Origin of the sequence: Stutzerimonas stutzeri KOS6 (assembly GCF_000307775.2) — a bacterium.
Lineage (GTDB): Bacteria > Pseudomonadota > Gammaproteobacteria > Pseudomonadales > Pseudomonadaceae > Stutzerimonas > Stutzerimonas stutzeri_B.
On record NZ_KK020676.1, the window covers coordinates 906,186 to 916,213 of the forward strand.

General features: G+C 66.2%; 9 protein-coding genes. 5 read left to right on the forward strand and 4 right to left on the reverse strand.

All coding sequences use genetic code 11. The annotated features are described in order from the left end of the window. Nucleotides 1-44: 44 nt before the first annotated feature. Both glf and B597_RS32475 read right to left on the reverse strand, forming a co-directional pair. Entirely contained in the window at nt 45-1,265 is a 1,221-nt protein-coding gene (glf, locus tag B597_RS32470) for a UDP-galactopyranose mutase (RefSeq protein ID WP_003296921.1), read from the reverse strand. After that, nucleotides 1,253-2,437 carry a glycosyltransferase family 1 protein gene (locus tag B597_RS32475; protein ID WP_003296922.1) on the reverse strand — a complete coding sequence of 395 codons (1,185 nt, stop codon included), beginning with the start codon at nt 2,435-2,437 and terminating at the stop codon, nt 1,253-1,255. The genes glf and B597_RS32475 overlap by 13 nt, the downstream gene beginning before the upstream one ends. A 423-nt stretch (nt 2,438-2,860) precedes the next feature. On the opposite strand from B597_RS32475, the gene galE reads away from it, so the two are divergent. Continuing rightward, nucleotides 2,861-3,913, forward strand: coding sequence for a UDP-glucose 4-epimerase GalE (galE, locus tag B597_RS32480; RefSeq protein WP_003296924.1), 1,053 nt, complete (start codon nt 2,861-2,863; stop codon nt 3,911-3,913). A gap of 80 nt (nt 3,914-3,993) precedes the next feature. Here galE and B597_RS32485 read toward each other — a convergent pair whose 3' ends face one another. Then, a complete protein-coding gene (locus tag B597_RS32485; RefSeq protein ID WP_003296926.1) occupies nt 3,994-4,548 on the reverse strand; it encodes a cysteine hydrolase family protein in 555 nt (184 codons plus the stop codon). Nucleotides 4,549-4,650: 102 nt separating this feature from the next. On the opposite strand from B597_RS32485, the gene B597_RS32490 reads away from it, so the two are divergent. Further along, entirely contained in the window at nt 4,651-5,640 is a 990-nt protein-coding gene (locus B597_RS32490) for a GlxA family transcriptional regulator (RefSeq protein ID WP_031323343.1), read from the forward strand. A 118-nt stretch (nt 5,641-5,758) separates the two neighbouring features. Here B597_RS32490 and B597_RS32495 read toward each other — a convergent pair whose 3' ends face one another. Beyond that, on the reverse strand, nt 5,759-6,658 hold the full coding sequence (locus B597_RS32495) for a LysR family transcriptional regulator (RefSeq protein ID WP_003296928.1): 900 nt from the start codon (nt 6,656-6,658) through the stop codon (nt 5,759-5,761). 154 nt (nt 6,659-6,812) lie between these two features. On the opposite strand from B597_RS32495, the gene trpB reads away from it, so the two are divergent. From trpB to B597_RS32510, 3 genes are all read left to right on the forward strand, one after another. Further along, complete coding sequence (gene trpB / locus B597_RS32500; RefSeq protein WP_003296929.1) at nt 6,813-8,024, forward strand: tryptophan synthase subunit beta; 1,212 nt, start codon at nt 6,813-6,815, stop codon at nt 8,022-8,024. Beyond that, nucleotides 8,021-8,830, forward strand: a complete 810-nt coding sequence (trpA, locus tag B597_RS32505; protein ID WP_003296931.1) for a tryptophan synthase subunit alpha — start codon at nt 8,021-8,023, stop codon at nt 8,828-8,830. The genes trpB and trpA overlap by 4 nt, the downstream gene beginning before the upstream one ends. A gap of 147 nt (nt 8,831-8,977) precedes the next feature. Further along, complete coding sequence (locus tag B597_RS32510; RefSeq protein ID WP_003296933.1) at nt 8,978-9,502, forward strand: REP-associated tyrosine transposase; 525 nt, start codon at nt 8,978-8,980, stop codon at nt 9,500-9,502. The last annotated feature ends 526 nt before the right edge of the window (nt 9,503-10,028 follow it).

Below are 10,028 nucleotides of genomic sequence, written 5' to 3' on the forward strand. Positions count from 1 at the left end.
TGGCCCGCCATGCGACGGGCCTCACGCATAACGACCGCTGCGCTTCAGCCGAGTTGCTCGGGCACCGCTTGCGGCTGGCTCGCCAGCTCGGCTTCCTCGATGCGCTTGTACAGCGCCAGCGCCTGGCCGACCACCTGGTCCATGTTGTAGTACTTGTAGGTGCCGAGGCGGCCGACGAAGGTCACGCCCGGCGTCTGGTCGGCCAACTGCTGGTAGCGCTTGTACAGCTCGGCATTCTCCGGCCGCGGGATCGGGTAGTAGGGATCGCCCTCGGCCGAGGGGTATTCGTAGGTGATGCTGGTCTTCGGATGCTCTTGCCCGGTGAGGTGCTTGTACTCGCTGATGCGCGTGTAGGGCACGTCCTCGCTGGGGTAGTTGACCGTGCCGACGGCCTGGAACTGCGCCTGGTCGAGCTGCTTGTGCTCGAACTTCAGCGAGCGGTACGGCAGCTTGCCGAAGCGGTAGTCGAAGTACTCGTCGATCGGGCCGCAGAAGATCAGCTGGTCGTACTGCACCTCGTCGCGGATCTCGCGGTAATCGGTGTTGAGCATGACCTTGATGTTCGGGTGCGCCAGCATCTTCTCGAACATCCGCGTGTAACCATGCCTGGGAATCTGCTGGAAGCTGTCGGTGAAGTAGCGATCGTCGGTGTTGGTGCGCGTGGGGATGCGCGAGGTCACCGACTTGTCCAGCTGCGACGGGTCCAGGCCCCACTGCTTGCGGGTATAGCCGCGGAAGAACTTCTCGTACAGCTCGCGGCCGATGCCGTTGATCACCACGTCTTCGCTGGTCTGGATGTGCTCCACCGGCTCGGCGCGGCTGGCAAGGAAACCCGCCGCTTCCTCTTCGGTGCTCATGTTCAGGCCGTAGAGCCTGTTCAGCGTGGTCATGTTGATCGGGATCGGCACCTGCTGGCCATCCACCTGTGCCAGCACACGATGCTCGTAGGGCCGCCATTCGGTGAAGCGCGAGAGGTAGTCGACGATGCGCTGGGCATTGGTGTGGAAGATGTGCGGACCGTAACGGTGGATCAGCACGCCGGATTCGTCGTGGTAGTCATAGGCATTGCCGGCGATGTGCGGGCGCCGGTCGACCACCAGCACACGCTTGTTCAAGCCAGCCGCCAGCCGCTCGGCGAGTACGCTGCCGGCAAAGCCGGCACCGACGATGAGGTAGTCGAAGCCGCGCCTGCGCGCCTGTGGCCGTTCGCCGGAGCCACTGCCGAGGCGTTCCGGGTCGCTGTCCTGCGGGCTCATATCGCGCATTGCATCTTCTCCTTCATCAGGCTCCAGGTGTGATCCCAGGACATGTCGCCGAGAATCTCGTCGGCCTTGGCCAGCAGCGCATCACGGTCTTCGGCGTCAGCCATGGCGGCTTCGCTGGCCGCGACGAACGCCTCGGCCGTATCGGCGATGCGCACGATGCCGGTGTCGCCATAGGTGCGCACCACATCGGTGATCGGCGTGGACACCACCGGGCAGCCACCGGCGAGGTATTCCGGCGTCTTGGTCGGGCTGATGAAACGGGTCGATTCGTTCAGGGCGAAGGGCATGATCGCCACGTCCCAGCCCGACAGGTACTGCGGCAGCTCGTCATAGGTCCTGCCGCCGAGGTAGTGGATGTTGTCGCGTTGCGGCAGCTCGGCCGGATCGATCTTGACCACCGGGCCGATCAGCACGATCTGCCAGTCCGGCTTCATCCGTGCCACCTGCTCGATCAGCGCCAGGTCGAGGCGCTCGTCGATCACGCCGTAGTAGCCCAGGCGCGGATGGGGGATTTCCGCCTGGTCGTCCGGGTCGTGCTGTGGCCGGCGCGCGGCGGCGAAGTGTCCGACGTCGACGCTGCTGGGGAACGGGTGGGCGTTGTCGTGGCGCTGGCGCTTGGCCTCGTAGAGGCTGTAGCCGCCGGTGAAGACCAGATTGGCGCGGCACATCAGCTCCACTTCGCGTTCGATCAGCTGCGCTGGCGCGCCGCGGAACGCCGACAGTTCGTCCATGCAGTCATAAACGATCAGGTTGGGTGCCAGGTGCTCGGAAAACGCCAGGCTCATCGGCGTGTAGTACCAGAGCATGAGCTGGCCGACGCCGAGCTTTTCCAGATAGTCGTCGAGCAGCTTGCGCTGCACGCGGTTCGCCTCGTCGCCTTCGCAACCGGCGGGCAGCCGCGGGATGAGCACCTGCACCCCGTTCTGTTCGGGGCGCACCTCCAGCCAGGGCTCGGCATCCTCGGTGGCAATCGGCTCTTCGTGAAAGAGCACGTTGTAGTCGCGGGCGAAGCGCGACATCAGGTGCTGCGGACGCTGGTAGACGAAGCTCCAACGCAGGTGCGACAGGCATAGCAGCGTCGGTACCTGATCGTCGAAGACCACTTCGGCCGGCGCCTGTTGCGCATTGCGGGATTTGCCGATGTCGTATTGGTATGGGCCGGCCCAGCTCATCTAGCACCTCGTCACGGCGACGGCGGCAGGCTTCCATTGCCCGATCACCCGTCTCTTAAAAGCCAGCGCTGCCGTGCGTAAGGCGTGTCATCGCGGCGCGGCGCGGGGTTGATCAAGGGTCCTGCAACCCGCGCCACCTGTCGGTAATGGACGACATCCACCGGTACGGGTTCCCGCCAATCATCCGATCGCGCAGGCGGCCGACCGGCCAGCGGGTGGATTGAACTCGCCCGGACCTTGCTCCGTCCCTATCTGCAGGACACCTGTTTTGAACACCGGCATCGGAACCTTCCGCGCGCAGCCTGTCGTCGCCGTCCCGTTCCGTTTCGCCGATCCCAGTTATGAGACTCATGCAGCGCCAGCCATGGCCAGCCGCAGTGTCTTGAGCGTGTCGAAAAGACCGCGAATTCCGGAGGTAGGCAGATGATTCTGGTGACAGGAGGGGCCGGGTACATAGGCTCGCACGCGGTGCTCGAGCTGCTGCAGGCCGGGCACGAGGTGCTGGTGCTGGACAATCTGTGCAACAGCTCGCAGCTGGCCCTGGACCGGGTCGAGCAGCTGGCGGGGCGGCCACTGCACTTCGTCAAGGGCGATGTGCGCAACCGTGCGCTGCTCAAGGCGCTGTTCGCGGCCTATCCGATCAGCGCGGTGATGCACTTCGCTGGCCTCAAGGCGGTCGGCGAAAGCGTGCGTGAACCGCTGCGCTACTACGAAACCAACGTCGGCGGCAGCATCGCCCTGTGCCAGGCGATGGCCGAAGCCGGCATCTTCAGGCTGGTGTTCAGCTCCTCGGCCACGGTCTACGGCGAACCGCCGGTGATGCCGATCACCGAGGACCTCCCCATCGGCGTGCCGACCAATCCCTATGGCCAGTCCAAGCTGATGGCCGAGAGCGTGCTCAAGGGCCTGGCCGACTCCGACCGACGCTGGTCCATTGCCCTGCTGCGCTACTTCAATCCAATCGGTGCCCATGAATCGGGACTGATCGGCGAAGATCCCAACGGCGTGCCGAACAACCTCTTGCCCTACATGCTGCAGGTAGCGGTGGGCCGTCGAAAACAGCTGAGCGTCTACGGCAGCGACTACCCGACCCCCGATGGCACCGGCATCCGCGACTACATTCACGTGGTCGACCTGGCCAGAGGTCATCTCCGGGCGCTGCAGCGGCTGGACCACATGCAGGGCGCCGCGGTGTGGAACCTCGGCACCGGCAAGGGTCATTCGGTACGCGAAATGATCACCGCCTTCGAGGAGGTCACCGGGCGCACCCTGCCCCATGTGATCAAGCCACGCCGCAGCGGCGACATCGCCCAATGCTGGTCGGACCCGAGCAAGGCCGAACTGGAACTCGGCTGGCGCGCCGAGAAGGATCTGACCACCATGCTCGCCGACGCCTGGCGCTGGCAGAGTCGCAACCCGCACGGCTACGCGGCGGACAAGGTCGCAGTCGCCACGCAGACCGCGCTGGCCAGCTGAGTCCACGCTGCGCAGCCACACTTCGACGATGGCGAGCGCGTCACGGCGCGTAGGCGCTGTGCGCTCGCCGTCGTCTGCCGTTACTGCCGCTCAGCCAGATACGCCTCGGTGGATTGCACGTTGGCGTAGCCGAACGCCAGCGACGCCATGATCGCCGCATGCACCTGTGCCGCCGGCACCTGGGTGCCATTGAATTCCACGTCACGCGATGCACAGGCATCGTGGATCACCGTGCCGCTGAAGCCGAGGTCGGCACTGGCGCGGGTAATGGCATCGATGCACAGATGACTCATGTTGCCGACGATGGTCAGTTCCTCGATGCCATGCGCCCGCAGCAGCGCCTCGAGCTCGGTGTCGCGAAACGAGTTGACCTGCTGCTTGAGGATCACCGGCTCACCCTCGCGATTCTCCACCTTGGGGTGAATCCGCGCGCCTTCGGAGCCCGGCGTGAAGAACGGCGCGTCCGCCGAGGCGAATTCATGGCGGACATGCACCACCAGATCGCCCGCGGCCCGCGCCGCGGCGAGGATACGCGCCGCGTTGTCCGCAGCTGCCTCGATCCCGTGCAGCGTCCACTTGCCGCCCGGGAAATAATCGTTTTGGATGTCGACCAGAACCAACGCTCGCTTGCCCATCACTTTCTCCTGTCGTCGAGCCCATTGCCCGTAGGCAGACTGTAGGTGCCACGACGACCGCCGAGGATGGGCCAGACCGACATTATCGTGGGAAAAACTGACATGCCTGCCGCACCCGAGACGCTGGAAATCGGCCTGCTCCTGTACCCGGGCGCCCAGTTGGCGGCCGTTCATGGGCTGACCGACCTGTTCGGCGTGGCCAACCGCATGGCAGCCGAACGCCAGGCGGCGGCGCTGCCGACCCTGCGCGTCAGTCACTGGGCACTGCAGGACGGCCTGCCAGAGGTGCGGCGGATCTTCGACAGCCTGCCGGGAAGCGAGAGTTCGCCACGCATCATCATCCTGCCGCCGTGCCTGGACGCCAGGCCCGAAGCGCATCTGGCGCAGCCATTCACCGCCTGGCTGGAGCAATGCCACCAGGCCGGCGTCACCCTCGGCTCGGTCTGCGCCGGAGCCTTTCTGCTCGCCGAAACCGGCCTGCTCGACGGCCGCACCGTCACCACTCACTGGGGCCTGGCCCAGGCCTTGCGCGAGCATTTCCCGAAGGTGCAGGTCGATGCGGACCGGATGATCGTCGATGACGGCGACATCATCACCGCCGGCGGCCTGATGGCCTGGACCGATCTCGGGCTGGCGCTGGTGGAGCGGCTGCTGGGGCCGACCATCGCCTCGGAAACCGCACGCTTTCTGGTGATCGACCTGACACGGCACTCGCAGCGCTACTTCAGCAGCTTCGCCCCGCGCCTGGATCATGGCGACGAGGCCGTGCTGCGCGTGCAGCGCTGGCTGCAGAGCCAGGGCGCCAGCGCGGTGCCGGTCGCCGCCATGGCCGCTCAGGCGGGGTTGGGCGAGCGCACCTTTCTGCGTCGATTCCGCGCGGCCACCGGCCTCAAGCCAACCGAATACTGCCAGCAGCTGCGTGTCGGCAAGGCCCGTGAACTGCTGGAGCTGACCAACCGAGGCATCGAACAGGTGGCCTGGGCGGTGGGCTATCAGGACCCTGGCGCGTTTCGCAAGGTGTTCCACAAGCTGGTGGGCCTGTCGCCCGGCGACTACCGCCGACGCTTCGGGATCGGTGCGCAGCCGTCGTAGGGCCCGACGGCCAAACGCGGCCAGCAGCGTGCGACCCGCCTGGTGGTCGAGCCGATGGCCTTCAGCGCGCCGGCATATCCTGCCGGGAGCAGCGCGGGACGCGCATGCGAAGGCTGCGTCATTCGGCCGCCTTGTCGCGCAGCTCGTCACGCAGCCACTCGGCCAGGCGCTCGGCGCGGCGATCCATGCGCCGTGCCGGGACCCATAGCGTCAGCCTGGCCGCCGTTTCGACAAAGCCCCAGGGTGCCAGCAGGCGCCCTGCCGCCAGATCGTCGGCCACCAGCTGTTGCGGCGCGATGGCCACGCCCAGGCCGGCCAGTGCCGCTTCCAGCAGGAAATACAGATGTTCGAAGCTCTGGCCCAGGCGCAACTGCGCGGGGTCCAGGCGCTGCTGGCGCGCCCAGGCCGGCCAGGCCTGCGGGCGCGATGCGGTGTGCAGCAAGGCTTCATCGAGCAACGCCGCTGGCGGCGCGCTGCGCAGTTCGGCACAGCGCGGATGGTAGGGGCTGAGCACCGGACCGATGCGCTCGGCGGCCAGCTCGAAGACCTGCATGTCCGCCGGCCACGGCGGTTCGGCGTAGCACAGCGTGGCATCCAGCCCCGGCTTGCGCGGGTCCAGCTCACCCTCGCTGGCGGACAGCTGCAGGCGCAGTTCGGGCAGGTCGCGATTGAGCCGATCCAGGCGCGGGATGAACCAGCGCGCCAGCAGGCTACCGGGGCAGCCGAGCACGAACGGCGCCTCGGCGGTCTGCCGTTGCAGCTCGGCACAGGTACTGCGCAGGCGCTCGAATGCCTCAGTGGCGGCGTCGCGCAGGCGAACGCCTGCATCGGTGAGTTTTACGCCGCGTCCTTCCTTGACGAACAGGATGACGCCCAGCTGCTCTTCGAGCTGCCGCACCTGCCGGCTGATCGCGCCGTGCGTGACATTCAGCTCGCCCGCTGCCTGGCCGATGCTCTGCAGGCGGGCCGCAGCCTCAAAGGCGCGCAAGGCATTGAGCGGCGGAAGGCTCTGGGTCATTGGTGAGTTTTCCTGACGGGTTGCGGCGATCTTATCGCTTTTAACAGGACGCCCATAGCCGTAATCTGGCGCCACTTGCCGAGGCCCGTGGGAGCGGTCTTGACCGCGAATCCTCCCGACCGTGCCCGGCAGCCAGCCCAAACAGGAGCCTCACATGACTTCATACCGCAACGGCCCTGACGCCAAGGGCCTGTTCGGCCACTTCGGCGGTCAGTACGTCGCCGAAACCCTGATGCCGCTCATCCACGAGCTGGCCGCCGAATACGAAAAGGCGAAGAACGATCCCGAGTTCGCCAAGGAACTCGCCTACTTCCAGCGCGACTACGTCGGCCGTCCCTCGCCGCTGTATTTCGCCGAACGCCTGACCGAGCACTGCGGCGGCGCGAAGATCTACCTCAAGCGCGAAGAGCTGAACCACACCGGCGCGCACAAGATCAACAACTGCATCGGCCAGATCCTGCTGGCCAAGCGCATGAACAAGCAGCGCATCATCGCCGAGACCGGCGCCGGCATGCACGGCGTGGCCACCGCCACCGTCGCCGCGCGCTTCGGCATGCAGTGCGTGATCTACATGGGCACCACCGACATCGACCGCCAGCAGGCCAACGTCTTCCGCATGAAGCTGCTCGGCGCCACGGTGATCCCGGTCACCGCCGGCACCGGCACGCTGAAGGACGCGATGAACGAAGCCCTGCGTGACTGGGTGACCAACGTCCACGACACCTTCTACCTGATCGGCACCGTCGCCGGCCCGCACCCCTACCCGGCGATGGTCCGCGACTTCCAGGCCGTGATCGGCAAGGAAACCCGCGACCAGATGCTGGCCCAGGAAGGTCGCCTGCCCGACTCGCTGGTCGCCTGCATCGGCGGCGGCTCCAACGCCATGGGCCTGTTCCACCCCTTCCTCGACGATGAAAGCGTGAAGATCATCGGCGTCGAGGCGGCCGGCCACGGCATCGAATCCGGCAAGCATGCCGCGAGCCTGAACGGCGGCGTGCCCGGCGTGCTGCACGGCAACCGCACCTTCCTGCTGCAGGACGACGACGGCCAGATCATCGACGCCCACTCGATTTCCGCCGGCCTCGACTACCCCGGCATCGGCCCGGAACACGCCTGGTTGCACGACATCGGCCGGGTCGAATACACCTCGGTGACCGACGACGAAGCCCTCGCCGCCTTCCACAAGTGCTGCCGCCTGGAAGGCATCATCCCGGCCCTGGAAAGCGCCCACGCGCTGGCCGAAGTATTCAAGCGCGCCCCCGGCCTGCCGAAGGATCACCTGATGGTGGTCAACCTCTCCGGCCGCGGCGACAAGGACATGCAGACCGTCATGCACCACTACGACGAACAGGAAGAACACATATGAGCCGTTTGCAGACGCGCTTCGAGCAGCTGAAACAGGAAAACCGTGCGGCCCTGGTGACCTTCGTCACCGGCGGCGACCCGGACTACGCCACCTCGCTGGCCATCCTCAAGGGCCTGCCGGATGCCGGCGCCGACGTCATCGAGCTGGGCATGCCCTTCACCGACCCGATGGCCGACGGCCCGGCGATCCAGCTGGCCAACATCCGCGCCCTGGCTGCCAAGCAGGACCTGGCCAAGACGCTGCAGATGGTTCGCGAATTCCGCCAGGACAACCAGACCACCCCGCTGGTGCTGATGGGTTACTTCAACCCGATCCACAAGATGGGCGTCGAGCGCTTCCTCGCCGAAGCGGTGGAAGCCGGCGTCGACGGCCTGATCGTCGTCGACCTGCCGCCGGAGCATAACGAAGACCTCTGCGACCCGGCCCAGGCCGCGGGCATCGACTTCATCCGCCTGACCACCCCGACCACCGACGACAAGCGCCTGCCGGTCGTGCTCAACGGAAGCTCGGGCTTCGTTTATTACGTCTCGGTGGCCGGTGTGACCGGTGCCGGTTCCGCCACCCTGGAACACGTCGAGCAAGCCGTGGCGCGCCTCAAGCGTCATACCGACCTGCCGGTGTGCGTCGGCTTCGGCATCCGCACCCCGGAGCAGGCCGCGGCCATTGCCCGCCTCAGCGAAGGCGTGGTGGTCGGCTCGGCCCTGATCGACCAGATCGCCAATGCCGAAAGCGGCCAGCAGGCGGTCGAGGGCGTGTTGGGATTGTGCCGGGAGTTGAGTGAAGGCGTTCGCAAGGCACGTGGCTGATCCACGTTGCAAGGTGAACAGCGCGGCTCAGCCAACGATGGTGGGCTAAAGCCCACCCTACAGTGAACTTGGGGCCGTAGGGTGGGCTTCAGCCCACCTTTTCCGATAGACCCGGTCCGCACAATCCATGAAGGCAAGGAGGCCTCCATGTCGAACTACCGCCGAAGCCGGGTGCCCGGCGGCACCTGGTTTTTCACCGTGACCCTGGCCGATCGCCGATCTCGGTTGTTGGTCGACGAGATCGCTCGGCTGCGCCAAGCCTATGGCCTCACTCAGCGGTCCCGCCCCTTTCGAACCGTCGCTATCTGCATCCTGCCCGACCACCTTCACGCCATCTGGACGCTCCCGGAAGACGACGCCGACTTCGCCGGCCGCTGGGGCCTGCTCAAAAGCAGCTTTTCCCGCCAGCTCCCCGCAGCCGCACCAAGCCCCAGCAAGGCACGCAAGCGAGAAAAAGGCCTGTGGCAGCGGCGCTTCTGGGAACACCAGATCCGCGACGCAGCAGACTTGCAGCGTCACGTTGAGTACATCCACTTCAACCCGATCAAGCACGGACTGGTCACACGGGCAGCCGACTGGCCCTATTCAAGCTTTAACCGGTATGTAGAAAACGGATTGTTGCCACATGACTGGGCCGGTAGCGATAACTCCAGCGGCTCGTTTGGCGAGTAGATATCGGACCCTGACATCACCGAAGCCGCGCCCTGCCGCAACCGTAGGGTGGGCTTTAGCCCACCGCTTGCCGCCCATCACCCGTGCAAACACCTGACCCGCTGCGCCGGCCGCTGACCCTGGTGGGCTGAAGCCCACCCTAACCCGCACCGAAGCCGTGCCCTGCCACAACCGTAGGGTGGACTTTAGCCCACCGCTTGCCGCCCATCGCCCGTGCAAACACCTGACCCGCTGCGCCGGCCGCTGACCCTGGTGGGCTGAAGCCCACCCTACCCCGCACCGATGCCGTACCCTACCGCAACCGTAGGGTGGGCTTTAGCCCACCGCTTGCCACCGATCGCCCGTGCAAACACCTGACCCGCTGCGCCGGCCGCTGACCCTGGTGGGCTGAAGCCCACCCTACCCCGCACCGAAGCCGCGCCCTGCCGCAACCGTAGGGTGGGCTTTAGCCCACCCTACGGTTGCCGCCCATCGCCCGTGCAACCGCCCCCATCGATGACCGATATCGACTCACTTGATTTCGACT